Source organism: Pseudogulbenkiania ferrooxidans 2002, from assembly GCF_000174355.1.
GTDB lineage: Bacteria > Pseudomonadota > Gammaproteobacteria > Burkholderiales > Chromobacteriaceae > Pseudogulbenkiania > Pseudogulbenkiania ferrooxidans.
The window spans coordinates 120,948-146,314 of the sequence record NZ_ACIS01000001.1 but is presented as its reverse complement, the minus strand read 5'-3'; the positions used below and the strand labels follow the sequence as shown (position 1 = coordinate 146,314).

Sequence of the window (25,367 nt, the reverse complement as noted above, 5' to 3'; positions counted from 1 at the left end):
AAGGATTCTCCGATGTTCCCCGTCACGCCGTCAATCGATCCCGCCATCGCCACCCTGGCCCCCGGGTTCCGCGCCCTCAGCATCAGCGTCGAAGCGGCTCCCATCGTCAATCCAGAGCTGGCGGCCGAGGCCCTGAGCCGTGCCTGCCGGTCGCTGGCCGCCACCAGACCAGCCTGGGCCGAGGCGCATCTATCGGCCTGGGCCGAGGTGTTCCGGCAGTTCGGCGCCAAGCCGCAGCGCACCCCGAGCTCGGCCGAAGCCTTGTGCAAGCGGGTGCTGCGCGACGGCAGCCTGCCGAGCATCGACCCGGTGGTCGACCTGTACAACGCCATCAGCATCGACTACGCCGTCCCTGTCGGTGGCGAAAACTTCGCCGCCTACGTCGGCGTCCCCCGGTTGGTCATCGCGGATGGCACGGAACGCTTCGACACCCTGAAAGACGGCGCGCCGGCCCATGAATCCCCCGAGGCCGGGGAAGTCGTGTGGCGTGACGACGTCGGGGTGACGTGCCGGCGCTGGAACTGGCGCCAGGGCGTCAGAACCCGGCTGAGCGCAGAGGCAAAACAGATGTGGTTCATTCTGGAGAGCTTGCCGGCGATGCCGCTGGAAGCACTGCACGAGGCGGGCGATCGCTTGACCCAGGGGCTGCAACTCATGATGCCCGGCGCCGCCATCGAATCGACGCTGATCGGCTTCGCCCCCCGCTAACCGACACAGGAAACCGACCATGCTGCCATCCCTCACCTTCCTGCTCGCCGCCACCCTGCTCGCCATCACGCCGGGGCCCGGCATCGCCTATGTCGTCGCCCGCACCGCGGCCGGCGGCCGGGCCGAAGGCATCGCTTCTTCGCTGGGCACCGCCGTCGGCGGCATGGTGCATGTCCTGGCGGGCGCGCTGGGCTTGTCCTTGCTGATCGCCCAGTCGGCATGGGCCTACGCGGTGGTGAAATACCTTGGGGCGGCTTATCTGATGTATCTCGGCATCCGCCTGCTGGCCTCCCGAGCAGCAAGCCCGGAAGCACCGCTCGTGCAGCGGGCCGGAGCGGGCAAGGCGTTGCGGGACGGCATCATCGTCGAAGTGTTCAACGTGAAGACCGCCCTGTTCTTCCTGGCCTTCATTCCGCAGTTCGTCTCCGCCCGGCAGCCGCTGGCCCCTCAGTTCATCCTGTACGGGACCCTCTGCGTGCTGCTCAACAGCCTGGTGGACCTGATCGCCGTTGCCGCCGCCAGCCGCATTCTCGCCTCCGGCACGGCCAAGGCCGCCAAGGCGCGGCTGCTGTCCCGCCTGTCCGGCGCCACCATGCTGACGCTCGGCGTTCTGGTCGCCGTAGCGAACCGGAACGGTTAGCCCACGTTGTCCTTCTCACCCTATCGAATACAGGGCGGCGCGAGGCCGGCAGTGCGCCCGCTCGCTCAGCCCGCCATGGAGCCGATACATGTACCTGCCCGCCCATTTCAATGAGTCCCGCACCGACGCCCTGCACCAATGCATCGCGCAGCACCCGTTCGGCGCCCTGATCACGCATGGCAAGAACGGACTGGATGCCAACCATATCCCGTTCGAACTGGCGGCGAAGGAAGGCGAGCTGGGCGTACTCAAAGCCCATATCGCTCGGGCCAACCCGCTCTGGCAGGACGTCGCAAACGGCGCCGAAGTGCTGGTGGTGTTTCGGGCCGGCGCAGCGTATATCTCGCCAAACTGGTATCCAACCAAGCACGAGTCGCACCGACAGGTGCCGACCTGGAACTACATCGTCGTCCACGCCTATGGACGAATCCATTTCCACGATGACGAGAAGTACGTGCGCGGCGTGGTCGCCCGGCTGACCCGCAGGCATGAAGCGTCGCAATCCACCCCATGGAAGATGACCGACGCGCCCAGGGACTACATTGACTCCTTGCTGCAGCGGATCATCGGGCTGCAGATCGACATCACCCGCCTCGTTGGCAAGAGCAAGCTTGGCCAAGATGAAGAAGCGCGCGACATCCTGGGGGCCGCCCATGCACTCAAAGGATGTGGAAACCATGACATGGGAGACGCGATGCTCGCCGCCATGGCCGGAAACGGGGGTTAGCGTCTCCCATCCCACGGGTCTGCACGCCATGTCTCACGCATCGACTCGCAACAAAGCGTACCCAAACGTGCTCACGTCCGGAGTCTCAGCACGTCCGCCAACCTGAAAAGTAAAAAGGGGCCAATGGCCCCTTCTTTTTGGTCAGACTCCGACGAACTTTATTCGGATCCGACAGACTTTATTTGCTCCAGTCAAATCAAATATGACAAAGTCATTCTACCGTCACGGATTTGGCTAGATTGCGTGGCTTGTCGACGTCGGTGCCGCGCGCCAGCGCCGCGTGGTAGGCCAGCAGCTGCACCGGGATGGCATGCACCACCGGGCTCAGCACGCCGACGTGACGCGGGGTGCGGATCACGTGTACGCCTTCCGATTCGCTGAAGTGGCTGTCGAGGTCGGCGAACACGAACAGTTCACCGCCACGCGCGCGCACTTCTGCATATTGGACTTCACCTTTTCCAGCAGGCTGTCGTTCGGCGCGATCACCACCACCGGCATGTTGCTGTCGACCAGCGCCAGCGGGCCGTGCTTCAGTTCGCCCGCCGGGTAGGCTTCGGCGTGGATGTAGGAGATTTCCTTGAGCTTGAGCGCGCCTTCGAGGGCGATCGGGTAGTGCAGACCGCGGCCGAGGAACAGCGCGTCGTTCTTGGCGGCGAACTTGTCGGCCCAGGCCTTGATCTGCGGCTCGAGGTTGAGAGCGTGCTGCACGCTGCCCGGCAGGTGGCGCAACTCGTCCAGGTATTGTGCCTGCTGCTCGTCGCTGACGCGGCCGCGCACCTTGCCCAGCGTCACCGCCAGCGCGAACAGGGCGACCAGCTGAGTGGTGAAGGCCTTGGTCGAGGCGACGCCGATCTCGGCGCCGGCGCGGGTGTAGAACACCAGTTCGGAGGCGCGCGGGATGGCCGATTCACGCACGTTGCAAATCGACAGCGCGGCAGTGTGGCCGAGCGACTTGGCGTACTTCAGCGCCTCCATGGTATCGAGCGTTTCACCCGACTGCGAGATGGTGACGACCAGGTGCTTGGGGTTGGCCCAGGCGTCGCGGTAGCGGTATTCGCTGGCGATCTCGACATCGCACGGCACGCCGGCGATGCTCTCGATCCAGTATTTGGCGGTCAGGCCAGCGTAATAGCTGGTGCCGCAGGCAAGAATCTTGACGCCTTCCAGCGTCGGCAGCAGCGCGGCAGCGTTGGGGCCGAACAACGCCGCGGTAAAGCCGGCGTCGAGTACCGCTTCGATGGTGTCCGACAAGGCCTTGGGCTGCTCGTGGATTTCCTTCTGCATGAAGTGGCTGTACGGGCCTAGCTCGAGCGAGGCCAGCGAGACGTCGGAGACGTGCACGGCGCGCTCCACCGGCTGGTCGTCCTTGTCGATCAGCTTGACGCCGTCGCGGGTGATATAGCCCAAATCGCCCTCTTCCAGGAAAATCACGCGGCGTGTGGCGGACAGGATCGCCGAGACGTCGGAGGCGATGAAGTTCTCACCGTCGCCCAGGCCCACCAGCAGCGGACAGCCCATGCGCGCGCAGATCAGTTCGTCCGGACGGTCCAGCGCGATCACGCCGATGGCGTAAGCACCGGTCAGTTCGCGCACGGTACTGCGCACCGCCTCGAACAGGTTGGCCGAAGCCTGATAGTAGTGATGCACCAAGTGGGCGATGACCTCGGTGTCGGTCTGCGATTCGAAGCGGTAGCCCAGCTCCTTGAGCCGTTCGCGCTGCGCCTCGTGGTTTTCGATGATGCCGTTGTGGACCACGGCGATCTGGCCGTGCGAAATATGCGGGTGAGCATTGGGTTCGGTCACGCCGCCGTGCGTCGCCCAGCGGGTATGACCAATGCCGAGCTGACCATCGAGGCCTTCGGCCAGGGTCGCGCTTTCCATTTCGGCGACACGGCCGACACGGCGCACGCGGCGGATCTCGTTCCCCGCCAGCACGGCCACGCCGGCCGAGTCGTAACCACGGTATTCGAGGCGCTTCAGGCCTTCGACCAGAACCGGAACCACATTACGCGCTGCAATCGCGCCGACAATGCCACACATATCAGTCTTCCTTGCGGGGTCGCACCCCAAGCCTCCTCCGGCCATTCCCGGCCGAAGGTTACAGTTATCGCGATGTTTTCACTACCCGGGCTGCACGGTACCGTGCCTCAGCCCTTTTTCAGCGGGCGCTGCCAGCCGGCAACCGTGGTCTGACGCGCCCGCGCCACGGTCAGCGCCTCGGCCGGCGCAGTCTTGCTGATCACCGAACCGGCGCCGATGGTAGCGCCGTCCTCCACCGTCACCGGCGCCACCAGCATGGTGCCGGAGCCGACGAAGGCGTTGTCACCGATCACGGTCTTGAATTTGTTGACGCCGTCGTAGTTGCAGGTCACCGTGCCGGCACCGATGTTGCTGCCGCTGCCGATTTCGGCGTCACCGATGTAGGTCAGATGATTGACCTTGGAACCGACGCCGATGCGGCTCTTCTTCACCTCGACAAAATTGCCGATGTGCACCTGCTCGGCGAGTTCCGCCCCCGGACGCAGGCGAGCGTAGGGACCGATCTTGCAGCCAGCGCCGACCACCGCGTCTTCCAGGTGCGAGAACGGCGCGATCTTGCTGCCGGCCGCCACCTTGGCGTTCTTCAGCACGCAGTGGGCGCCGATCGAGACGCCCTCACCCAGTTCGACCTCACCCTCGAACACGCAACCGACGTCGATGCTGACGTCCTGGCCGTGGCGCAGCACGCCGCGGATGTCGATGCGCGCCGGATCGGCCAGCGTGACGCCGGCTTCCAGCAAGGCACGCGCCTGGTTCTGCTGCAGGATGCGCTCCAGCTCGGCCAGCTGCACCTTGTTGTTGACCCCCGCGGCCTGCCACGATGCCGGCACCTTGACACCGTGCACGCGCACGCCGTCGCGTACCGCCAGCTCGATCACGTCGGTCAAATAGTATTCGCCCTGCGCGTTGCCGTTGGACAGCGCGCTGAGCCAGCCGGCCAGACGGGCATTCGGCAGCACCAGCATGCCAGTGTTGATCTCGCGGATGGCCTGCTGCTCTGCCGCGCAGTCCTTGTCCTCGACGATGGCGCGAATGCTGCCTTCCTGGTCGCGCACGATGCGGCCGTAGCCGGACGGATTGTCGAGCACGTCGGTCAGCAGCGCCACCTCGTCACCGGCAGCCGCCACCAGATCCAGCAGCGTCGACTGGGTAATTAACGGAACGTCGCCGTACAGTACCAGCGTCTTGCCGTCGGCCGGCAAGGCCGGCAAGGCCATCTTCAGCGCGTGCCCGGTGCCCAACTGCTCGGCCTGCTCGGCCCAGCTCACCGCCGTTTCGCCGATCACCGCCCGTACCTTGTCGCCGCCGTGGCCGTACACCACCACCAGCGTTTCCGGGTCGAGTGAGCGGGCGGTGCGGATCACCCGCGCCAGCATCGGTTCGCCCCCGATCGGATGCAGCACCTTGGGCAGGGAGGAGTACATGCGCTTGCCTTTGCCGGCAGCGAGAATGACGATACTGAGTCGGGCCATGAGCGTTGACTATGCGTTAAACAATGAAAAAAGGCTGCCACAGATGTGGCAGCCTTGCACTATACACGATTTGCTCGCGTGCTTTTAGTGGACACGCTTTCTGAGGTAGTCGAGCGCCTTCAGCTCGGCAATCGCCACCGCCAGCGCGGCGTGGGCTTTTGCCGTGTCGAGGTCGTCGACCGACTTCTTCAACGTTTCCTCGGCGGCACGCTTGGCCTCGTTGGCACGAGCCTCGTCGATATCCTCACCGCGAATCGCCGTATCGGCCAGAACAGTGATGTGGGTCGGTTGCACTTCCATCATGCCGCCCGACACCGCCACCAGTACCTCGTCCTTGGAGCCCGGCACTGTCAGACGCAGTACGCCGGGCTTGATACGGGTCAGCAGCGGCACGTGTCGCGGATACACACCGATCTCGCCTTCCTGGGCCGGAGCCACGAGGAATTCTGCCTCACCCGAGTAGATGAGCTGTTCGGTGCTGACCACTTCCACATGCATCTTGGCCATGAGCCCTCTCCTTGGTTACAGGGACTTGGCTTTCTCAGCAGCTTCGTCGATGGAGCCAACCATGTAGAACGCTTGTTCCGGCAGGTGGTCGTACTCACCGCTGAGAATGGCCTTGAAGCCCTTGATGGTGTCACGCAGCGACACGTACTTGCCCGGCGAACCGGTAAATACTTCGGCCACGTGGAACGGCTGGGAGAGGAAGCGCTGGATCTTACGAGCACGCGCCACAACCAGCTTGTCCTCTTCGGACAGTTCATCCATACCCAGAATCGCGATGATGTCGCGCAGTTCCTTGTACTTCTGCAGGGTGGTTTGTACACCACGCGCCACAGAGTAGTGCTCGTCACCCACCACCAGCGGATCCAGCTGGCGGGAAGTGGAGTCGAGCGGATCCACCGCCGGGTAGATACCCAGCGAAGCGATGTCACGCGACAGTACCACGGTCGCATCCAGGTGGGCGAAGGTGGTGGCCGGAGACGGGTCGGTCAAGTCATCGGCAGGGACGTAAACGGCCTGGATGGAAGTAATCGAACCTTCCTTGGTCGAGGTAATACGTTCCTGCAGACGGCCCATTTCCTCGGCCAGCGTCGGCTGGTAACCCACCGCGGACGGCATACGACCCAGCAGGGCGGATACTTCGGTACCGGCCAGGGTGTAGCGGTAGATGTTGTCCACGAAGAACAGAACGTCGCGGCCCTTGCCGTTTTCGTCCTTCTCGTCACGGAACTGCTCCGCCATGGTCAGACCGGTCAGCGCCACGCGCAGACGGTTGCCCGGCGGCTCGTTCATCTGGCCGTAAACCATCGCCACTTTGTCGAGGACGTTGGAGTCCTTCATTTCGTGGTAGAAGTCGTTACCTTCACGAGTGCGCTCACCCACGCCGGCGAACACGGACAGACCCGAGTGCGCCTTGGCGATGTTGTTGATGAGCTCCATCATGTTCACGGTCTTGCCCACACCGGCACCACCGAACAGGCCCACTTTACCGCCCTTGGCGAACGGACACAGCAGGTCGATCACCTTGATGCCGGTTTCCAGCAGTTCGGTTGCGCTCGACAGTTCGTCGAACTTCGGGGCCGGCTGGTGAATGGCACGACGGGTTTCGGTCGCCACCGGGCCGGCTTCGTCCACCGGGTTACCCAGCACGTCCATGATGCGACCTAGAGTGGCGGCACCTACCGGCACGGAGATCGCTGCGCCGGTGTTGACTACTGCCATGCCACGCTTCAGGCCGTCCGAGCTACCCATTGCAATGGTGCGCACCACGCCGTCGCCCAGCTGCTGCTGGACTTCGAGCGTCAGATCGGTGTCGACCAGCTTCAGGGCATCATAAACCCTTGGCATGGCATCGCGCGGAAACTCCACGTCGAGTACCGGGCCAATGATTTGTACGATTTTGCCTTGGCTCATTATCGGTTCCTAACTCAATAAACTTTTACAGTCTGTTACCGGCTTACACCGCTGCGGCACCGGACACGATTTCGGACAATTCCTTGGTAATCGCTGCCTGGCGCGACTTGTTGTACACGAGTCGCAGCTGCTTGATGGCGTTACCCGCGTTGTCGGTGGCGGACTTCATCGCCACCATACGGGCAGCCTGTTCGGAAGCCATGTTTTCGGCTACCGACTGGTACACCACCGATTCGATGTAACGCTTGACCAGGAACTCCATGACGTCGAGCGCATTCGGCTCGTAGAGGTAATCCCACGAGTGCGTGTGCTCGACCACCATGTTGTCCGGGGACAGCGGAAGCAGCTGTTCCAGGGCCGGCTCCTGCTTCATCGTATTGATGAAGCGGGAATACACGATGTAGACCGCGTCCAGTTCGCCATCGGCGTACTGCTTCAACATCACTGTAAGCGGGCCAATCAGTTTGTCCATCTTGGGCACATCGCCCAGATGGACCGCGCTCGCCGTCACGTTCAGGCGGGTGCGCTGGGCGGCAGAAAGACCTTTCTGACCGAGGCAGCACACGTCGACCTTGACGTCGGCATCTTGCAGTTCCTTCACCTTGGAGAAGAAGCGCTTGAGGATGTTGGCGTTCAAACCGCCACACAAGCCCTTGTCCGAGGTAACGACAATGATGCCGGCACGCTTGATGACGTCGCGACGGGCAAGCAGTGGATGCTCAAGATCCGCATTAGCCTGAGCGAGGTGCGCCATGACGGTACGCACCTTCTCGGCGTAAGGACGGGCAGCGCGCATACGCTCTTGCGTTTTGCGCATCTTGGAGGTTGCCACCATCTGCATCGCGCGGGTGATCTTCTGCGTGTTCTGCACGCTTCGGATCTTGGTGAGAATCTCTTTTCCGACTGCCATTTCCTGAACCTTTCAGTTGACTACAACGTTGGCCGAAAGGCTCAGTTGAAGCTGTAGCCAGCCTTGAACGATTCGATCGCCTTGGCCAGTACCTTCTCGTGGTCGTCAGTCAAGTTACCGGAGGCGTCGGTTGCCTTCAGAACGTCGGCGTGGTTAGCACGGACGTAGGCCAGGAACGCGGCTTCGAACGCCAGCGCCTTCTTGACCGGCACGTCTTCGTAGTAACCCTTGTTCACCGCCCACAGCGTCAGCGCCATTTCGGCGGTCGACAGGGTGGCGAACTGCTTCTGCTTCATCAGTTCGGTAACGATCTCGCCGTGCTGCAGCTGCTTGCGGGTGGCTTCGTCCAGATCGGAAGCAAACTGCGAGAACGCAGCCAGTTCGCGGTACTGGGCCAGCGCCAGACGAATACCGCCGCCGAGCTTCTTGATCACCTTGGTCTGAGCCGCACCACCGACGCGCGATACCGAGATACCGGCGTTGATGGCCGGACGGATACCCGCGTTGAACAGGTCGGTTTCCAGGAAGATCTGACCGTCGGTAATCGAAATCACGTTGGTCGGAACGAAGGCGGACACGTCACCAGCCTGGGTTTCGATGATCGGCAGGGCGGTCAGCGAACCGGTCTTGCCCTTCACGGCACCCTTGGTCAGCTTCTCTACCTCTTCCTCGTTGATGCGGGAAGCGCGTTCCAGCAGACGGGAGTGGAGATAGAACACGTCGCCCGGGTAGGCTTCGCGGCCCGGCGGACGACGCAGCAGCAGCGAGATCTGACGGTAGGCAACAGCTTGCTTGGACAGGTCGTCGTACACGATCAGCGCATCTTCGCCGCTGTCGCGGAAGTATTCGCCCATGGTGCAGCCGGAGTACGGTGCAATGAACTGCAGCGCGGCAGCTTCGGAAGCGGCAGCGGCCACCACGATGGTGTGACCCATAGCGCCGTGTTCTTCCAGCTTGCGTACCACGTTGGCGATCGACGAAGCCTTCTGGCCGACGGCGACGTAAATACAAATGACGCCGGTGCCTTTCTGGTTGATGATCGCGTCCAGCGCTACGGCGGTCTTACCGGTCTGGCGGTCGCCAATGATCAGCTCACGCTGGCCGCGGCCTACCGGAACCATGGAGTCGATCGACTTCAGGCCGGTCTGCATCGGCTGGTCAACCGATTTACGGGCGATCACACCCGGGGCGATCTTTTCGATCGGGGAGGACAGCTTGGCGTTGAGCGGGCCCTTGCCGTCGATCGGCTGACCCAGCGCGTTCACCACGCGACCTACCAGTTCCGGACCAACCGGAACTTCCAGAATGCGGCCGGTACACTTGACTTCGTCGCCCTCGGAGATGTGCTCGTATTCGCCGAGAATTACGGCGCCCACGGAGTCACGCTCCAGGTTCATGGCGAGGCCAAAGGTGTTGCCCGGGAATTCGAGCATTTCGCCCTGCATCACGTCTGCCAGGCCATGGACACGAACGATACCGTCGGTCACGGAGATCACGGTACCTTTGGTACGGGTCTCGGAGCCTTCGGCCAGGTTCTGGATCTTGGCTTTGATCAGATCGCTGATCTCAGAGGGGTTCAACTGCATGATCTCTCCTAATTCTTGAGGCTAGCTGCCATGGTGTGCAGTTTGCCGCGCACGGACGCGTCGATGACGTCGTCGCCGATCAGCACCCGCACCCCGCCAATCAGCTCGGGGGCCACATGCACGTCAAGACGCACGGACTTGCCGTACTTCTTGGAAAGCATGCCGGTGAGTTCGGCCGCTTGCTCGTCGGTGAGCGGGAAAGCGCTTTCGACAGTCGCGTCGATGGCGCCTTCGGCCTCGGCCTTGAGCAGCTCGAACTGTTCGGTGATGAACGGCAGCAACGTCAGGCGATGGTTCTCGATCAGCGTGCCGACGAAGCGTTTGACGTCTTCGCTGGCGCGCTCGCCGAGTACGCCCAGCATCAGCGCCTCAACCTCTTGTGCGGTATGTTTCGGATTGGTAACCACATCGGCTACGTCCGGGTTGCTCACCATGGCAGCCAGCCAACCGAGAGCCTCGGACCAGGCATCCAGTCGCTGCTGCTCGGTGGCAAGGCTGTATACCGCTTGGGCGTAGGGCCTTGCTACGGTAATGAGTTCTGCCATGAGTTAATTAAAACTCCGCTTTGATGGAGGCAAGCAGTTCAGCGTGCTTGGCCTTGTCGATCTCGTGGCGCAGGATTTTTTCCGCACCGGCTACAGCCAGCGAGGCCACATGCTCGCGCAGGGTCTCCTTGGCACGCAGCACTTCCTGATCGATATCGGACTTGGCTTCAGCAACCAGACGGGCACCCTCGGTACGGGCCGTTTCTTTCGCTTCTTCCACGATCTGGGAGGCGCGCTTTTCGGCGGCCATCACGATTTCGGTCGCTTGCTGCTTGGCTTTGCGCAGCTCATCGCCGGCACGCTTTTCAGCAGCTTCCAGATCCTGTTTGCCACGCTCTGCCGCGGCCAAGCCATCAGCGATACGCTTGGCACGCTCGTCCATCATGTTGGTCAGCGGAGGCCAAACAAACTTCATGGTGAACCATACCAGGATGGCGAAGGTAATCGCCTGGCCCAGTAGTGTCGCGTTGAATTCCACGCTTGTTTTCCTCCAGTGTGGTGACTACAACAACCGTTTACGCTTGGGAATTAAGCGCCAGCTTTCAGGGCAGCAACAGCAGCGGCCAGGAACGGGTTGTTGAAGGTGTACAGCATGGCAACACCCACACCGATCATGGAGATCGCATCCAGCAGACCAGCGATGATGAACAGCTTGGTTTGCAGAACCGGGATCATTTCCGGCTGGCGAGCGGAGGACTCCAGGAACTTGCCGCCGAGGATGGCGAAGCCCAGAGCGGTGCCGATAGCGCCGAAGCCAATGATCAGGGCAGCAGCCAGAACGGTCATCGACTGGATCTGAGAAACGAGAGCTTCCATTTATATATCTCCTAAAAGGTATTACAAGGATGGTTGGTAAAAGGGTTTGAAAAATCGTTCTTAGTGGGCTTCGACGGCCAGGCTCAGGTACACGATGGTCAGCATCATGAACACGAAGGCCTGCAGCGTGATCACCAGGATGTGGAAGATGGCCCACGGTGCGCCGAGCAGCCACTGCGCGCCCCACGGCAGCAGTGCGATCAGGATGAAGATCAGTTCGCCGGCGTACATGTTGCCGAACAGACGCAGGGAAAGCGAAATCGGCTTGGCGGCCAGCTCAACCATTTGGAAGGCGAAGTTGACCGGAGCCAGGATCAGGGCCAGCACCGGGTTGTGCGCGTGGAACGGCGCGGTGAACAGTTCCTTGGTCCAGCCGCCGACACCCTTGGCACTGATCGAGAAACCGATGATGCACAGCATCACCGACAGCGACATGGCGAAGGTGGCGTTGACGTCGGCGGACGGTACCACGCGCAGGTAGACGTGATGCGGGTCGTGGCCCAGGGCGGCGCCGATGTTGCCGGCAACCCACGGCAGCAGGTCGACCGGCAGCATGTCCATAGCGTTCATCAGGAACACCCAGCAGAAGATGGTCAGTGCGAGAGGGGCAACCACTTTGCTCTTGGCATGAAAGATTTCCTTGACTTGGGTGTCGACCATTTCGATCAGTGATTCGACGAACAGCTGCAGACGGCCCGGGTTTTCCAGCTTGGCGTTGCGGGCGACCGAGGCGAAGACGCCAACGAAAATGAAGCCCAGCAGCAGCGAGATGGAGAAGGTGTCGACGTGGAGGCTCCAGAAGCCGCCTTCATGCGACGAGTTCCAGAACGTCAGGTGGTGCTTGATGTACTCTGTAGCGTTGCTAGCCATTGCACTTTCTCAATTTTTGATTAGAAGCCCGAACCAGTAGCCGGAAGTGGCTGTCATATATCCACCAAACAATCCGACTACGGATAAATCCTTGAAAAACACCAGGGCCGCCCCAAACATCAGGAGAGTGGTGAAAAACTTCACCGCCTCGGCCTTGAAGTGCGCCCTCATCAGCACCGCCGGAGGCTCATGCCGGCGCGCGAAGGCGATCTTGCCGTAGAGCAGGGCCGGAACAATGGCACACAGCCCGCCAATCACGACCGAAACCGGGAGAATCGGGGCAAAACCGCCGATCACCGCCGCCACCAGTACCGCCACCAGGGTCAGCACCACCTGCAGGCGCACGACTCGCTTTACTTCCCGATTGATCATGTCAGCAATGCAAAAAAATCGACCGATTATAGGCTTGGGGCTTGATGCCAGTCAACAAAATCCCCAATTGACATACCCGTGTCGTTGCGAATCAGGCGCTTGATTTTGCTTGCAGTTTTGCCAGCACGACATCCAGCTCGTCGAGACTGGCGTATTCGATCGTCAACTTGCCGTGGCCACGCGCGCCATGGCGGATGCTGACGGCGGCGCCGAGCGACTCGGACAGGGTTTCGGCGAGACGCTGGATGTCGGGGTCGAGGCGGGGCTGCGGCTTGCCCTCGGGGCGAGGCGCGTTGAGGCGCTGGATGCGGCGCTCGACTTCGCGCACCGACCAGCCCTGCTCCACCACCTGCTGCGCCAGCGCGATCTGGTCGATCACCTCGAGCGGCAACAGGGCGCGGGCGTGCCCCATTTCCAGCTGCCCCTGGTGCACCAGGGTCTGCACCGGCTCCGGCAATGCCAGCAGGCGCAGCAGGTTGGAGACGGCACTGCGCGAGCGGCCGACAGCGTCGGCGGCGGCTTCGTGGGTCAGGCCAAATTCGTCGATCAGGCGCTGCAGGCCGCGCGCCTCCTCGATCGGGTCGAGCTCCTGACGCTGGATGTTCTCGATCAGCGCCATGGCCAGCGCGGCTTCGTCCGGCACCGACTTGATCACCGCCGGCACGTCGGCAAGACCGGCCTTGCGCGAAGCGCGCCAGCGCCGCTCGCCGGCGATCAGTTCGTAATCGCCAAGCCCGATCTCGCGCACCACCACCGGCTGGATCACGCCCTGCACACGGATCGAGGCCGCCAGTTCGTCCAGCGCGTCTTCGCTCATGTGCGTGCGCGGCTGGTATTTGCCTGGGCGGATGCTGTCGATGGGCAGGGTTTGCAGGCGGTCGTCCGCTCCGTCTACGGTGGCTAAGAGCGCGTCCAAGCCGCGCCCGAGTCCTTTGAGTTTGGCCATGTGTCAGTGCGAGAGTGAGGGGGTTGCGGATTCTAGCCGAGCCGTCAGCTCGGCGGCCAGCGTCAGATAGGCCTGGGCGCCGCGCGAGTTGCGGTCGTAGATCAGCCCGGGCAGGCCGTGGCTGGGCGCTTCGGCCAACCTGACGTTGCGCGGGATGACGGTGTCGAACACCTTGTCGCCGAAATGGCGCGCCAGTTGTTGCGACACCTGCTGCGACAGGTTGCTGCGCGCATCGAACATGGTGCGCAACAGGCCGAGGATTTCGATCTTGGGATTGACCGCGACGCGCACCTTGCGCAGCGTGGTGACCAGGTCGGACAGGCCTTCCAGCGCGTAGTATTCGCACACCATCGGGATCAGCACGCTCTCGGCGGCCACCAGGCCGTTCAGGGTGAGCAGGTTGAGCGACGGCGGGCAGTCGACGAAGATGTAGTCGTACTCGCCCAGCACCTCGCCCAGGGCATTCTTCAGCCGCGCCTCGCGCGCCAGCTCGTGCACCAGTTCCAGCTCGGCACCGCCGACGTCGCGGTTGGCCGGCAGCACATGGTAGCCGCCTTCCTTGGCCGGCTGGCGCGCCTCGGCGACGCCGACGTCCCCCAGCAGCACCTGGTAGACCGAGGTGGCGAGCGAGCCCTTGGCGATGCCGCTGCCCATGGTGGCGTTGCCCTGCGGGTCGAGGTCGACGATCAGCACGCGCCGCCCCATCTCCGCCAGGCCGGCGGCCAGGTTGACCACGGTGGTGGTCTTGCCGACGCCGCCTTTCTGGTTGGCGACTGCGATCACGCGGCAGGTCATTGCGCCACGATCCTCACCAGATGACGCTCGGCGTCGAGACCCGGCACGGTGAGCGGCAGCACTTCCGCCACGGCGAAGCCTTCCGGCAACAGCGCGATTTCCTCGTAGGGGTAGACACCCTTCATCGCCACGTACTGGCCACCCGGCGCCAGCAGGTGGCGGGTGAGCTTGACGAACTCGGCGAGCTCGGCGAAGGCGCGGCTGGTGATGCGGTCGAATTTCTGTTCCGGCTGGTAGGCTTCGACGCGGTTGGTCACCACCTCGACGTTGTCGAGCTTGAGCTCGATCACCGCCTGACGCAGGAAGGTGGTCTTCTTGTGGTTGGAATCGAGCAGCACCACCTGGAGGTCGGGACGGGCGATCGCCGCCGGGATGCCGGGCATGCCGCCGCCGGAACCGACGTCCAGCAGGCGCGTTCCGCCGGCCAGCTGCGGCACCAGCGTCAGGCTGTCGAGCAGGTGGTAGCTGACCATGCGCTCTTCTTCGCGCACCGCGGTCAGGTTGTAGGTCTGGTTCCACTTGGCCAGCAGCGCGAGGTAGGACTCGAGCCGGGCGATTTGTTCTTGGGTCAGGTCGAGCTTCAGCTCGGCCAGGCCGTGAGTCAGTTCTGCAGTATGTGTCATGCGGTTTTTTTCGCGTCGGCAAAGCCGCGTTTAAGGTGAACCATGAGGAGGGCGACCGCGGCCGGGGTGATGCCCTGGATGCGCGAGGCCTGGCCCAGGGTTTCCGGGCGCTGGCTGTTGAGCTTCTGCTGCACCTCCTTCGACAGCCCCTTGACCAGGCTGTAGTCGATGTCGGCCGGCAGGCGCACGTCCTCGAGATTGTCGCGGCGGGCCAGCTCGTCGTTCTGGCGGTCGATATAGCCCTGATATTTGACCTGAATTTCCACCTGCTCGGCAACCGCGCCGTCATCCACGCCGCCACCGGCTTCGGCCAACGTCATCAGCGCGGTGTAGCTGACGTCGGGGCGCTTGAGCAGGTCGTGCAGGTTGTATTCGCGTTCGATCGGCTTGCCGAGCAACTGCGCCACGGCGGCCATGTCGACCTTGGCCGGGTGCAGGTAGGTGGTTTTCAGGCGTGTCTTTTCCGCCTCGACCGCGTCGCGCTTGCGGCAGAAGGCGTCCCATTGCGCATCGCCGACCAGGCCCAGGCGACGGCCGGCCTCGGTCAGGCGCAGGTCGGCGTTGTCCTCGCGCAGCTGCAGGCGGAATTCGGCGCGGCTGGTGAACATGCGGTAGGGCTCGGACACGCCCTTGGTGATGAGGTCGTCGACCAGCACGCCGAGGTAGGCTTCGTCGCGGCGCGGGCACCAGCCGTCCTGGTCGCGGCTGTACAGCGCGGCGTTGAGGCCGGCCAAGAGCCCTTGCGCCGCGGCCTCTTCGTAGCCGGTGGTACCGTTGATCTGGCCGGCGAAGAACAGGCCCTGGATGCTCTTGGTCTCGAGCGTCGATTTCAGGCCGCGCGGGTCGAAGTAGTCGTATTCGATGGCGTAGCCGGGGCGCAGGATGTGGGCGTTTTCCATGCCGCGGATCGAGCGCACCGCGGCCAGCTGGACGTCGAACGGCAGGCTGGTCGAGATACCGTTGGGGTAGAACTCGTGGGTGGTGAGTCCTTCCGGCTCCAGGAACACCTGGTGGCTGTCCTTGTCGGCGAAGCGGTTGATCTTGTCTTCGATCGACGGGCAGTAGCGCGGGCCAACGCCTTCGATCACCCCGGTGAACATCGGGCTGCGCTCGAAGCCGCTGCGGATGATCTCGTGAGTGCGCTCGTTGGTGTGGGTGATCCAGCACGGCAGCTGTTTAGGGTGCAGGCTGCGGCTGCCGCGGTAGGAAAACACCGGTTCCGGGGTATCGCCCGGCTGCTCTTCCATCACCGAGAAATCGACGGTGCGGCCGTCGATGCGCGGTGGGGTGCCGGTCTTGAGGCGACCCACCGGCAGGTCGAGTTCGCGCAGACGCGCGCCCAGCGTCGAGGCCGCGGCATCGCCGGCGCGGCCGCCGGTGTAGTTTTCCAGCCCGACGTGGATCTTGCCGGAGAGGAAGGTGCCGGCGGTGAGCACCACGGTTTTGGCGCGGAAGGTGATGCCGATCGCGGTGATGGCGCCGGCGACACGGTCGCCCTCGATCAAGAGGTCGTCCACCGGCTGCTGGAACAGCGTCAGGTTGTCCTGGTTTTCCAGCACGTGGCGGATCGCCGCCTTGTACAGCACGCGGTCGGCCTGGGCACGGGTAGCGCGTACCGCGGGGCCCTTGGAGGCGTTCAGGGTACGGAACTGGATGCCGCCGATATCGGTGGCCAGCGCCATGGCGCCGCCCAGCGCGTCGACTTCCTTGACCAGGTGGCCCTTGCCGATGCCGCCGATCGACGGGTTGCACGACATCTGGCCCAGCGTCTCGATATTGTGGGTCAGCAGCAGCGTGCTGCACCCCATGCGGGCCGCCGCCAGGGCCGCCTCGGTACCGGCGTGGCCGCCGCCTACCACTATTACATCGAAGGTTGTCGGATAAATCATGGCTGGTGAGCGCGCTGCGAACGAAAAACGGCCTATTTTACGTCAAAACCGCTGTTCTGATAAGTGATTGATTTGCTTGATTCTCCCTGTCACGGCGGCGACCACGCACCGTCACGCCACTGTCATCGCGACGACACGGCTTCGTCAAACAGGCGCTTTAGCATGGTCCTCACGTCACGAGGGAGACCACCCCATGCTGCTCAACGAAAGCCTCGCCACCCGCAGCAAGCCACGCCTGAGCGTGCGGCTTGCCGATAACCCGCAGGACATCCGCCGCGCCCAGAAGCTGCGCTTCGACGTGTTCGCCGGCGAAATGGGCGCTCGCCTGAGCTCCCGCCACCTCGGCATCGATTGCGACAACTACGATGCGTTGTGCGCCCACCTGATCGTCGAGGACGCCACCAGCGGCATGGTGGTCGGCACCTACCGCATGCTGCCGCCGGCGGCGGCGCGGCGCGCCCCCCGCCTCTACTCCGAACACGAGTTCGACCTCGGCCGGCTGGCGCATGTGCGCGACCGCCTGCTCGAGGTGGGCCGCTCCTGCGTGCATCCGGACTTCCGCTCCGGCGCGGTGATCGCGCTGCTGTGGGCCGGGCTCGCCGATTACGTGCAGCAGCAGGGCTGCGACTACCTGGCCGGTTGCGCCAGCGTCAGCCTGGCCGACGGCGGCCACCAGGCGGTCAGCCTGTACCGCCAGATCGAGGCCAAGCACCTGGCGCCGGCGGAATGGCGCGTCACCCCGCACCTGGCGCTGCCGCTCGACCGCGTGCGCGACGACGCCGCACCGGCGCCGCTGCCGCCGCTGATCAAGGGCTACCTGCGTGCCGGCGCCTTCGTCTGTGGCGAACCGGCCTGGGATCCGGACTTCAACTGCGCCGACTTTTTCATGCTGCTGCCGATGGACCGTCTCAACGGCCGCCACAGCCGCCACTTCGTCGGCTGAGACCGGCGCGTCAAGCTTGGCAGGTTGGCCGAAGCCGCTTCGGCCAACCTTTTGCGCCTGGGGCGATGAAAGCGCGCGCGCCAGGGCCTACAATGGCGCCATGCAGCCCTACACCTTCACCCCCATCGGCCTGATCCGCTCGCCGTTCAAGGAAAAATTCGGCATCCCGCGCCAGCCTGCGCTGGCCAAGTCGGCCCGCATGACGCTCCAGTTGCTGCCGCCGTTTGACCACCCCGACACCGTGCGCGGCCTCGAGGCGTTTTCCCACGTCTGGCTGCAGTTCGTGTTCCACGACACGCTGGCGCGCGGCTGGTCACCGCTGGTTCGCCCACCGCGCCTGGGCGGCAACGCCAAGGTCGGCGTCTTCGCCAGCCGTTCCACCCACCGCCCCAACCCGCTCGGGCTGTCGCTGGTGCCCTTGCTCGGCATCGACACCACCGACGGCGTGACGCTGCAGCTGGCCGGCGCCGACCTGCTCGACGGTACGCCGGTGCTCGACATCAAGCCCTACATCCCCTTCGTCGAGGCGGTGCCCGACGCCCTGGGCGGCTTCGTCGACGGCCCGCCGCCGACGCTGACGGTGCGCTGGAGCGACACCGCACGGCAGCAGCTCGCCAGCCAGCCGGCCGCGCCCGAACTGGCCGCCCTGATCGAGGACGTGCTGGCGCAGGACCCGCGCCCGGCCTACCAGGACGACCCGGAGCGGGTCTACGGCGTGCGCCTTTACCACAGCAACGTGCGCTTCCGCATTGCCGCGGGCGTCGCCGAAGTACTTGAAATCGCCACCGTCGCCCCGAACTAACGGTTGTTGCATTAGTCATATCGAGGCAACACACCCCCTCTCACTGGAGAAACAGACATGACACCGCGTGCGAAGACGACCGTACTCGCCTTCACCCTGGTTACCCTGCTGGCGGCCCCGTTCAGCGAAGCCGCCCGCCTCGGCAAGAGCCGCAGCTCCGGCATGATGCGCTCGGCGCCGACCCCGTCCTACCAAGCGCCCGCGCCGCGCCCGCTGCCGATCGCACCGGCGCCAGCCCCGGTCAAGAAAGGCCCGGGCATCGGCACCGCCATCGCCGCCGGTGCGGCCGGCGCCGCCGCCGGCTACATGCTCGGCTCGGCCATGCACAACAACAACGCCCCCGCCTCGGCGCCGGCCACGCAACCGGCCGGCTCCAGCATTCCGTGGGGCACCATCGCCCTGCTCGGCCTGCTGCTGGTCGGAGGCCTGATGCTGTTCCGCCGCAAGGCCGGCAATCCGGCCGGCCAGCTGCCGCAAGCGGCCGGCGTGCCGAATGGCATGGCCCAGGAAGCGGCCCGCTTCGAGCCGATTCCGAAGATCGGCTCCGGTTTTGGCACGGCGCCGTCGTACGGCGGCGCGCCGATGGCGGCTTCCAGCCTGGCCCGCCTGCCGGACGGCACTGAAACGCCGAACTTCCTGCGCCAAGCCAAGGCCACCTTCCTGCACCTACAGAGCCTGAACACGCCGGACAGCCTGGAGGAAATCCGCAAGTACCTGACGCCGGACCTGTTCGAGGCCCTGCGCGCCGACATCGCCGGCAACGACGACGTGGCCGACTTCCCGCAGCTCGATTGCCAGCTGATCGAGGCGGTCGAAGAAGGCGGCCGCTACATCGCCAGCGTGCGCTTCTCCGGCAGCGTCAGCGAGACGGTCAACGCCGCCGCGGTGCCGTTCGGCGAAACCTGGCACTACGTCAAGGACAAGAACGGCAGCCGCTGGCTGCTGGCCGGTATCCAGCAAGACTGAGCGGTCTGAATCGCCAAGCAGAACGGGCGCCATGCGGCGCCCGTTTTTCATTTGCCCCCCGACTGGGCTAGACTGGAATACCGTTTGCTTGATAGCGCAGACAGGAACCAAGGATAGTGCTCGATGACCCTCTCTGCCCCCCCGACACCCAGCTTTGCCGGCCTGACCCTCGGCAGCCACTTCCAGCCGATCTACAGCTTGCCGCACCGCCGTACCGTGGGCATGGAGGCGCTGCTGCGCGCCAGCCGCGACGACAAGCCGCTCAACCCGATTGACGCCTACCAGGGACTCGACTCGCTGGAGCAGCGCCACCAGCTGGACCTGGCCGTGTGCCAGCACCACATCCGCGGCTTCAACACTTTCCCGCACGAAAACCGCTGGCTGTTCCTCAACATGGACGCGGCCTCGCTGGAGCAGCCGGCCCATGCCGAAGCGCTGGCCAGCAGCATCATCCAGGCCGGTCTGCCGCCCGCCAGCGTGGTGCTGGAAGTCCCCGAGCACGCGCTGGAATCGCAGGAGCGGCTGATCGACTGCGTCAAGCTGCTGCGCCAGGCCGGCTTTCTGATCGCCATCGACGACTTCGGCGTCAACCACTCCAACCTGGACCGGGTGTGCATGCTCGAGCCCGACTTGGTGAAGTTCGACCGCAACCTGCTCAGGAGCGCGGCCAACCAGTCGCGCACGCGCAACCTGCTGCCCCGTCTAGTCCACTTGATGCACGAAATTGGTGCACTGGTGGTCGAGGAAGGCATCGAAACCGAGAAGGACGTGCTGATCGCGCTGGAATCCGGCTGCGACCTGGTCCAGGGCTACTACATCTCGCGCCCGCACGAACAGCCGGAAAACGATAGCGTGATCACCCCGCGCATCGATGCGCGCTGGGACGAACTGATGGTGCGCGAGCTGCTCAAGCGCAAGCTGACGCGGCGACAACTGGAGCTGGCACGGCAATCCTTCGTGCAGACCGCCATCGCGCTGATGCAGGGCACGCCGTTCCTGCACGCCGCCACGCCGATGCTGAACATGCCGGACGTGATCCGCTGCTTCCTGCTCGACAGCGCCGGCCGCCAGATCGGCCAGAACCTCAACTCGCTGCAGCCGCCGGCGCCGGAAGACCCCAAGCTGGCCCCGCTGACCGACACCACCGGGGCGATCTGGTCGCGGCGCGCCTACTTCCAGCACGCCATCGACCAGCCCGGTGTGCTGTACATGAGCGATCCCTACCTGTCGATGACCGACACCCGCAACTGCGTGACGCTGTCGATGGCGATCGAGATCGACGAGGCGATGCACGTGCTGTGCGCCGACGTGCTGGTGGCGCGCAACTGAACGGATCGGCCCTGCCGACGCAAAAACGGACCGCCACGCGGTCCGTTTTTCATGGCAAAACCGTGCCGCCTCAGGGCTGCACTTCGCTGATGTATTCGAACAGCGTCACCACTTTCTGTACCCCGGAGGTCTGGCTCACCACCTTGGCAGCGGCCTCGCCCTCGGCCTGGGTGACCAGGCCCATCATGTAGACCACGCCGCGCTCGGTCACGATCTTGATGGTCTGCGGCGAGAAGCCCTTGCCGTCGAACAGACGGGTACGAACCTTGGTGGTGATCCAGGTGTCGTTGTTGCGCTCGGACAGCGCCGAGGAACCTGCCACCACGGTATGGTTGTAGACCTTGCGTACGTTGGGCGTGCCGCGCACGATCAGCTCGGCCTGCTCGCGTGCCGCTTCCGAGGGCACTTCGCCGCTCATCAGCACGGCACGGTTGTAGCTGGCGATGTTGACGTGGGCCGAGGGCAGCTTGGCGTTCACCTGGTCGGAGGCCTTCAGCTCGATGGCCTGGTCATCGATATAGGCCCCGCTGGTACGGCGATCGGTCGCCACCGCCGCCCCCGCCGCCGCGCCGCCTACCACGAGCGGCACGCAGGCGCTCATCCCCACGCTCAGCAGGGCAACGCTGGCCAGCAGCACGAGTTTGCGTCGCATGTCATTCTCCTCCCAGCAGCATGTAGTCGATGGCGTCGCACAGGGCGTGGATCAGCAGGATGTGAACTTCCTGGATACGCGCGGTACGCGAAACCGGCACGTTGAGCTGGATGTCGTCGGCGCTGAGGATCTCGCCGATCTTGCCGCCGTCCTTGCCGGTCAGCGCGATCACCCCCATGCCACGCTCGTGGGCGGCGTAGATGGCCTCGATGACGTTGGCCGAATTGCCGGAGGTGGAAATCGCCAGCAGCAGGTCGTTGGTATGGCCCAGCGCGCGCACCTGCTTGGAGAACACCATGTCGAAGTCGTAATCGTTGCCGATGGCGGTCAACGCCGAGCTGTCGGTGGCCAGCGACAAGGCCGCCAGCCCCGGACGCTCCTTCTCGAAGCGGCCGACCATCTCGGCGGCAAAGTGCTGGGCGTCGGCCGCGGAACCGCCATTACCGCAGGCCAGAATCTTGCCTTCGTTCATCAGGCAGGCCACCATCCGCTCGGCCGCGGCGGCGACGGCCGGCGACAGCTGCTCCATCGTCTCCTGCTTGGCCGCGATGCTTTCCAGAAAGTGTCCGTTGACGCGTTCGATCAGGTCCATGTCCATCCTTTTGTATCCGACGTAGCTTACGCCAGTATGTTCTTGAGCCATTCGGGGGCTCCGTTACCGTGCGACAGCACGGCGTCAAAGCGGCAGGGGGCGTCGATACCCCTGGAACTGAGGTAGACCCCTGCCGCCAGCGTGAGTTTCCGCAATTTGGCCGGCGTGATGCTGGCGCCGGCGCCGCCGAAGCGCTGATCGGCACGGTGACGCACCTCGACGAATACCCAGTATTCGCCCTCGCGCATCACGAGGTCGATCTCACCGCCCTTGCACTGCCAGTTGCGTTCGACCAGCCGCAGCCCCTGCTGCTGCAGGAAAGCCAGCGCCCGGTCTTCTGCCTGCCGGCCCAGTTCGTTCATTGCAGGCCACCCGCGCCGAGCACCGCCAGCGGCAGCTGGCGGGTGAACTGGCGGTCGCGCCCGAGCTGGAGGTCGCCGGTCACGCCGTCCAGACGCAGCGCAGCCGGACTCGCCTTGGGGTTGGCCAGCAACACTGCCAGCCGGTAGGCGTCGATGCCCAGCGCGTAGAGGCGCTCGGTCTGCATCGTCAGCGCGCCCTCGGGACGCGGGTAGCGTCTGACCGCCTCGTGCTGCGGCAGCAGGAGCCACGGCATGTCGATCAGACGCACGTTGTTGAGCGCCGCCGGCGGATGGCGGCTGTTCAGCTGCGAGGTGGCATACACCGGCAGATCGGCAGGCAACGCCTGCTTGACTCCCGCCGCCTCGCTATCGTCGACGGCGAGAAATACCGCGTCACCCTGCGCCGCGGCGGCCGATAGTGTCGCCTGATCGGCACCGGCCAGCTCCACCACCCGAGGGCTCTTGCCACCCAGCGCCTGCCAGCGCTCGGCGAAGGCCTTGCGCAGCCGTGCCGACAAGGCATCTTGCGACGCCACCAGCAGCGGGTTGCGCCGTCCGTCGTCGTACATCACCCCGGCCATCTGCTGCGCCTCGCCCTCGACGACCAAGGCCAGGCTGTAGAGCTTGGGATTGGCCGGCATGCCGCGATCCAGCGCGTTGAGCGCCAGCGTCGGCACTTTCACCAGCGGCGCCACGGCGGCAATAGCGGGCCGCGTCAGCGGGCCGATCACGACGTTGACGCCGTCGGCCAATGCCGTCTGGTAGCGTGCGGCCACGTTGTCCTCGTCCGCGGCCACCACCACCACGTCGGCCTTGTCGTCGACCGCGGCGGCGGCTTCGATGCCCTGGCGCACCACCTCGGCGGCTTCGCCGAGACGGGCGGACCCGAGCGGCAGCAGCACGCCGATGCGCGGCCTGGTACGCGGCGCCGGCGCGACGACGGGCTTGGCCGCGGGGACGGCCACCGGGTGCGGTGCGCTGGCAGCGGCTCTGGCCTTGAGCGGCGCCGCGTTGAGTTGGATGATATAGTCCGGTACCTGTGCTTGGGCCACGCCCAGCCAGGCCGTCAACACGCCAACCAACAGCGAGGCCATTCTTTGCATACGTCGTTTGCTCACTTGCTTGAATCTGCTCGGGAAAGTTTTACTCGCGGCACATTATATGTGGTGGCCACGCCCATTGGAAATCTGGCCGACATCACCGCCCGCGCCCTGGCCGCCTTCAGCGTGGCGGATGTGATCTGCGCCGAGGATACCCGCGTGACCGGCCACCTGCTGTCGGCCTACGGCATCAGTGCCAAGCTGGTGAGCCTGCGCGAGCATAACGAGCGCGCCATGGCCGAGCAGGTGATCCGCTGGCTCGGCGAAGACAAGATCGTGGTGCAGGTGTCCGATGCGGGCACCCCGGCCGTGTCCGACCCCGGCGCCAGGTTGGCCGAAGCGGTGCACCACGCCGGGCGGCGCGTGTGCCCGATTCCCGGTCCGTCGGCAGTGGTGGCGGCGCTGTCGGCCAGCGGTCTCTCCGCGACTTCCTTCCTGTTTCACGGCTTTTTGCCGCCCAAATCGGGCGAGCGGCGCCGGGTGCTGGCGGGCTGGCGCAATGCGTCGTTCTGCGTGGCCTGCTACGAGGCGCCGCACCGCCTGCTCGACACGCTGGAGGACATCGTCGTCGAACTGGGGCCGGAGCGAAGGCTGATGCTGGCACGCGAACTGACCAAGACCTTCGAAACCATACGCCATCTGCCGGCCGGGGAGATGCGGGACTGGGTGGCTTCCGACAGCAACCAGCAGCGCGGCGAGATCGTGCTGATCATCGACGCCGCGCCGCCGCGGGAAGAACCGGAAGCCCTGGACGAACAGACCCTGCACACGCTGGCGGTGCTGGCCGCCGAGCTGCCCACCAAGCAGGCGGCGACGCTGGCGGCGCAGATCACTGGCGCCAACCGCAAATTGCTGTACGACCGCGCCCTTGCGCTGAAGAACGCGGACAAGGACTGACGCGCCACGCATTTACAAGCTTGATGGCATTGGGTAAACTGCCTTCTCTTTCCTGCCCGGGTGGCGAAATTGGTAGACGCAGGGGACTCAAAATCCCCCGCCGCAAGGTGTGCCGGTTCGAGTCCGGCCCCGGGCACCAGGCCTTACCAGATAAGGCTCGCAGGAAAACACGATCAAGCGCCGCAAGGCGCTTTTTTGTTGCCTGTCGCCTGCCGGTTCCGACACCCTGCCCTCAGCCAGCCGCCCTGCCCGGACCGCTAGAGATGCCCGGTACCGCCGGGGAAACCGGCCCAACCAATCCTCTTTCCAGCCGCCCGGCGGCGCCCATGTGCGCCGGTTGCGCAGGCGCTCACCCCTCGCGTCGTGCCGCCGGCGGTGCCTGCATTTCCGAGAAGCCGGCGGCCGCCTGTTGCACGTCCGCCGGGAAGTCCTCGAACTCCTGCACCTGGCGGATTTCGATTACCTCGTTGGCCGAAGCCGGGCAGCGCTTGGCCCAGTCGATGGCTTCTTGTCGCGACGCCACCTGGATCATCCAGTAGCCTCCGATCACCTCCTTCACCTCGGCAAAGGGGCCGTCGGTGACCGTGGGCTGACCGCCTTCGAACGAGACGCGCGCGCCCATCGAGGGCGGGTGCAGGCCGTCGAGGGCGAGCAACACGCCGGCTTTTTGCAGCGCCTCGTTGTACTTCATCATCGCCGCCACGGCCTCGGCACTCGGCATGGCGCCCGGTTCGGCGCTCTCGTAGCCCTTGGGAATCATCAGCATCATGAATCGCATCGCGTTGCTCCTTGGATGGGTTGCACAGGGAGCACGCCGCCAACGGGGTCAACCGGTCGGGTCAGCGCTCCCCGGCATGGCGATGGGGGT

General features: G+C 64.6%; 27 protein-coding genes, 1 tRNA gene and 1 pseudogene. 9 read left to right on the top strand and 20 right to left on the bottom strand.

Features of this window, described 5'->3' with window-relative positions; translation table 11 throughout:
- Positions 1-12: 12 nt before the first annotated feature.
- The 3 genes from FURADRAFT_RS00735 (at position 13) to FURADRAFT_RS00725 (ending at position 2,075) form a co-directional block, all read left to right on the top strand.
- Positions 13-708 (top strand): B3/B4 domain-containing protein, encoded by a 696-nt coding sequence (locus FURADRAFT_RS00735; protein ID WP_008952170.1) that lies wholly within the window; start codon positions 13-15, stop codon positions 706-708.
- A gap of 19 nt (positions 709-727) precedes the next feature.
- A complete protein-coding gene (locus FURADRAFT_RS00730) occupies positions 728-1,348 on the top strand; it encodes a LysE family translocator (RefSeq protein ID WP_008952169.1) in 621 nt (206 codons plus the stop codon).
- Between the two features lie 88 nt (positions 1,349-1,436).
- Entirely contained in the window at positions 1,437-2,075 is a 639-nt protein-coding gene (locus FURADRAFT_RS00725) for an FMN-binding negative transcriptional regulator (protein ID WP_008952168.1), read from the top strand.
- A 211-nt stretch (positions 2,076-2,286) separates the two neighbouring features.
- Here FURADRAFT_RS00725 and glmS read toward each other — a convergent pair.
- From glmS to mnmG, 15 genes and pseudogenes are all read right to left on the bottom strand, one after another.
- Positions 2,287-4,115 (bottom strand): annotated as a pseudogene (gene glmS, locus FURADRAFT_RS00720) (glutamine--fructose-6-phosphate transaminase (isomerizing)).
- A 107-nt stretch (positions 4,116-4,222) separates the two neighbouring features.
- Positions 4,223-5,587 carry a bifunctional UDP-N-acetylglucosamine diphosphorylase/glucosamine-1-phosphate N-acetyltransferase GlmU gene (gene glmU / locus FURADRAFT_RS00715; RefSeq protein WP_008952165.1) on the bottom strand — a complete coding sequence of 455 codons (1,365 nt, stop codon included), beginning with the start codon at positions 5,585-5,587 and terminating at the stop codon, positions 4,223-4,225.
- Between the two features lie 84 nt (positions 5,588-5,671).
- Positions 5,672-6,094, bottom strand: a complete 423-nt coding sequence (locus FURADRAFT_RS00710) for a F0F1 ATP synthase subunit epsilon (RefSeq protein ID WP_008952164.1) — start codon at positions 6,092-6,094, stop codon at positions 5,672-5,674.
- Between the two features lie 15 nt (positions 6,095-6,109).
- Positions 6,110-7,504, bottom strand: coding sequence for a F0F1 ATP synthase subunit beta (gene atpD / locus FURADRAFT_RS00705; RefSeq protein WP_008952163.1), 1,395 nt, complete (start codon positions 7,502-7,504; stop codon positions 6,110-6,112).
- A gap of 43 nt (positions 7,505-7,547) precedes the next feature.
- A complete protein-coding gene (atpG, locus tag FURADRAFT_RS00700) occupies positions 7,548-8,414 on the bottom strand; it encodes a F0F1 ATP synthase subunit gamma (protein ID WP_008952162.1) in 867 nt (288 codons plus the stop codon).
- A gap of 41 nt (positions 8,415-8,455) precedes the next feature.
- A complete protein-coding gene (gene atpA, locus FURADRAFT_RS00695; RefSeq protein WP_008952161.1) occupies positions 8,456-10,000 on the bottom strand; it encodes a F0F1 ATP synthase subunit alpha in 1,545 nt (514 codons plus the stop codon).
- A gap of 8 nt (positions 10,001-10,008) precedes the next feature.
- Complete coding sequence (locus FURADRAFT_RS00690) at positions 10,009-10,545, bottom strand: F0F1 ATP synthase subunit delta (protein WP_008952160.1); 537 nt, start codon at positions 10,543-10,545, stop codon at positions 10,009-10,011.
- A gap of 7 nt (positions 10,546-10,552) precedes the next feature.
- Positions 10,553-11,023 carry a F0F1 ATP synthase subunit B gene (locus FURADRAFT_RS00685; RefSeq protein WP_008952159.1) on the bottom strand — a complete coding sequence of 157 codons (471 nt, stop codon included), beginning with the start codon at positions 11,021-11,023 and terminating at the stop codon, positions 10,553-10,555.
- A 50-nt stretch (positions 11,024-11,073) separates the two neighbouring features.
- Entirely contained in the window at positions 11,074-11,361 is a 288-nt protein-coding gene (gene atpE, locus FURADRAFT_RS00680) for a F0F1 ATP synthase subunit C (protein WP_008952158.1), read from the bottom strand.
- Between the two features lie 60 nt (positions 11,362-11,421).
- Entirely contained in the window at positions 11,422-12,231 is an 810-nt protein-coding gene (atpB, locus tag FURADRAFT_RS00675) for a F0F1 ATP synthase subunit A (RefSeq protein ID WP_008952157.1), read from the bottom strand.
- A 9-nt stretch (positions 12,232-12,240) separates the two neighbouring features.
- On the bottom strand, positions 12,241-12,603 hold the full coding sequence (locus FURADRAFT_RS00670; protein WP_008952156.1) for an ATP synthase subunit I: 363 nt from the start codon (positions 12,601-12,603) through the stop codon (positions 12,241-12,243).
- 91 nt (positions 12,604-12,694) lie between these two features.
- Positions 12,695-13,549: a ParB/RepB/Spo0J family partition protein gene (locus FURADRAFT_RS00665; RefSeq protein WP_008952155.1), complete on the bottom strand. Its 855-nt coding sequence runs from the start codon at positions 13,547-13,549 to the stop codon at positions 12,695-12,697.
- 3 nt (positions 13,550-13,552) lie between these two features.
- On the bottom strand, positions 13,553-14,344 hold the full coding sequence (locus FURADRAFT_RS00660; protein WP_008952154.1) for a ParA family protein: 792 nt from the start codon (positions 14,342-14,344) through the stop codon (positions 13,553-13,555).
- Positions 14,341-14,967, bottom strand: a complete 627-nt coding sequence (gene rsmG, locus FURADRAFT_RS00655) for a 16S rRNA (guanine(527)-N(7))-methyltransferase RsmG (protein WP_008952153.1) — start codon at positions 14,965-14,967, stop codon at positions 14,341-14,343. Before rsmG ends, FURADRAFT_RS00660 begins: the two co-directional genes overlap by 4 nt.
- The gene (gene mnmG, locus FURADRAFT_RS00650; RefSeq protein WP_008952152.1) at positions 14,964-16,856 is read right to left on the bottom strand and encodes a tRNA uridine-5-carboxymethylaminomethyl(34) synthesis enzyme MnmG; all 1,893 of its coding nucleotides are present in this window, start codon (positions 16,854-16,856) and stop codon (positions 14,964-14,966) included. The genes rsmG and mnmG overlap by 4 nt, the downstream gene beginning before the upstream one ends.
- A gap of 193 nt (positions 16,857-17,049) precedes the next feature.
- On the opposite strand from mnmG, the gene FURADRAFT_RS00645 reads away from it, so the two are divergent.
- From FURADRAFT_RS00645 to FURADRAFT_RS00630, 4 genes are all read left to right on the top strand, one after another.
- Positions 17,050-17,799 (top strand): GNAT family N-acetyltransferase, encoded by a 750-nt coding sequence (locus tag FURADRAFT_RS00645; RefSeq protein ID WP_008952151.1) that lies wholly within the window; start codon positions 17,050-17,052, stop codon positions 17,797-17,799.
- A gap of 100 nt (positions 17,800-17,899) precedes the next feature.
- A complete protein-coding gene (gene tsaA / locus FURADRAFT_RS00640; RefSeq protein WP_008952150.1) occupies positions 17,900-18,601 on the top strand; it encodes a tRNA (N6-threonylcarbamoyladenosine(37)-N6)-methyltransferase TrmO in 702 nt (233 codons plus the stop codon).
- A gap of 57 nt (positions 18,602-18,658) precedes the next feature.
- Positions 18,659-19,567 (top strand): Tim44 domain-containing protein, encoded by a 909-nt coding sequence (locus tag FURADRAFT_RS00635; protein WP_008952149.1) that lies wholly within the window; start codon positions 18,659-18,661, stop codon positions 19,565-19,567.
- 123 nt (positions 19,568-19,690) lie between these two features.
- Positions 19,691-20,896 (top strand): sensor domain-containing phosphodiesterase, encoded by a 1,206-nt coding sequence (locus FURADRAFT_RS00630; RefSeq protein WP_008952148.1) that lies wholly within the window; start codon positions 19,691-19,693, stop codon positions 20,894-20,896.
- Positions 20,897-20,966: 70 nt separating this feature from the next.
- Here FURADRAFT_RS00630 and FURADRAFT_RS00625 read toward each other — a convergent pair whose 3' ends face one another.
- The 4 genes from FURADRAFT_RS00625 to FURADRAFT_RS00610 are packed head-to-tail and all read right to left on the bottom strand — an operon-like array spanning position 20,967 to position 23,605.
- Positions 20,967-21,548 carry a BON domain-containing protein gene (locus tag FURADRAFT_RS00625; RefSeq protein WP_008952147.1) on the bottom strand — a complete coding sequence of 194 codons (582 nt, stop codon included), beginning with the start codon at positions 21,546-21,548 and terminating at the stop codon, positions 20,967-20,969.
- 1 nt (position 21,549) lies between these two features.
- Positions 21,550-22,140 carry a phosphoheptose isomerase gene (locus FURADRAFT_RS00620; RefSeq protein ID WP_008952146.1) on the bottom strand — a complete coding sequence of 197 codons (591 nt, stop codon included), beginning with the start codon at positions 22,138-22,140 and terminating at the stop codon, positions 21,550-21,552.
- A 26-nt stretch (positions 22,141-22,166) separates the two neighbouring features.
- Positions 22,167-22,502, bottom strand: a complete 336-nt coding sequence (locus FURADRAFT_RS00615; RefSeq protein WP_008952145.1) for a YraN family protein — start codon at positions 22,500-22,502, stop codon at positions 22,167-22,169.
- On the bottom strand, positions 22,499-23,605 hold the full coding sequence (locus tag FURADRAFT_RS00610; RefSeq protein ID WP_008952144.1) for a penicillin-binding protein activator: 1,107 nt from the start codon (positions 23,603-23,605) through the stop codon (positions 22,499-22,501). Before FURADRAFT_RS00610 ends, FURADRAFT_RS00615 begins: the two co-directional genes overlap by 4 nt.
- A gap of 60 nt (positions 23,606-23,665) precedes the next feature.
- Between FURADRAFT_RS00610 and rsmI the strand changes: the two genes are divergently transcribed.
- Both rsmI and FURADRAFT_RS00600 read left to right on the top strand, forming a co-directional pair.
- Entirely contained in the window at positions 23,666-24,499 is an 834-nt protein-coding gene (gene rsmI, locus FURADRAFT_RS00605; RefSeq protein ID WP_008952143.1) for a 16S rRNA (cytidine(1402)-2'-O)-methyltransferase, read from the top strand.
- A 54-nt stretch (positions 24,500-24,553) separates the two neighbouring features.
- Positions 24,554-24,638, top strand: a tRNA-Leu gene (locus FURADRAFT_RS00600).
- Between the two features lie 210 nt (positions 24,639-24,848).
- Here FURADRAFT_RS00600 and FURADRAFT_RS00595 read toward each other — a convergent pair.
- Positions 24,849-25,277, bottom strand: a complete 429-nt coding sequence (locus FURADRAFT_RS00595) for a YciI family protein (RefSeq protein WP_008952142.1) — start codon at positions 25,275-25,277, stop codon at positions 24,849-24,851.
- Between the last annotated feature and the right edge of the window lie 90 nt (positions 25,278-25,367).